This window comes from Streptomyces sp. SID12501 (assembly GCF_010550245.1).
Taxonomy (GTDB): Bacteria; Actinomycetota; Actinomycetes; order Streptomycetales; family Streptomycetaceae; genus Streptomyces.
In genome coordinates this window covers 1-484 of the sequence record NZ_JAAGLU010000496.1, presented here as the reverse complement: position 1 = coordinate 484, position 484 = coordinate 1, and the positions used below count along the sequence as shown (strand labels likewise).

The window sequence follows — 484 nt, the reverse complement described above, 5'->3', positions numbered from 1 at the left end:
CGCGCCGAGGTCGCCGCCCCGGCGGTGGTGAGCAGCTCCGCGAGGGCGTCCGCGAGGGCGTCCACGTCCTCCGGCGGGACGGCGCGCCCGAGGCCGCGCTCCCGCACGAGGTCCGCGAACCCGTCGCCCTCCGTCGAGACGAACGGCATGCCCGCCCACAGGTAGTCCAGGATGCGCGTGCGGAACGAGAACTCCGTCTCGACGTGGGGGTAGTGGCAGCTCACGCCGACGTCGGCGTCCATGAGGTAGTCCGCGCGCGTCTCGTACGGCACCCAGTCGTCGTTGAAGAACACGTGCGTCCCCGTGAGCCCGAGCTCGTCGGCGAGCTCGCGCGTCCGGGACGCGACCGCCATCTCCGGGACGTCGGGGTTGGGGTTCTTCATGCCGAGGAAGTAGAGCCGCACCTCGGGGACCCGGCCGCGCACGCGGTCGATCGCGCGCACGAGCGTCAGGGGGTCGAACCAGTTGTAGACCCCCCCGCCCC

General features: G+C 72.9%; 1 protein-coding gene. It reads right to left on the bottom strand.

What is annotated here, in order from left to right:
• The coding region (locus tag G3I71_RS46955; RefSeq protein ID WP_164325063.1) for a glycosyltransferase at positions 1 to 484 on the bottom strand (484 nt) is incomplete at both ends.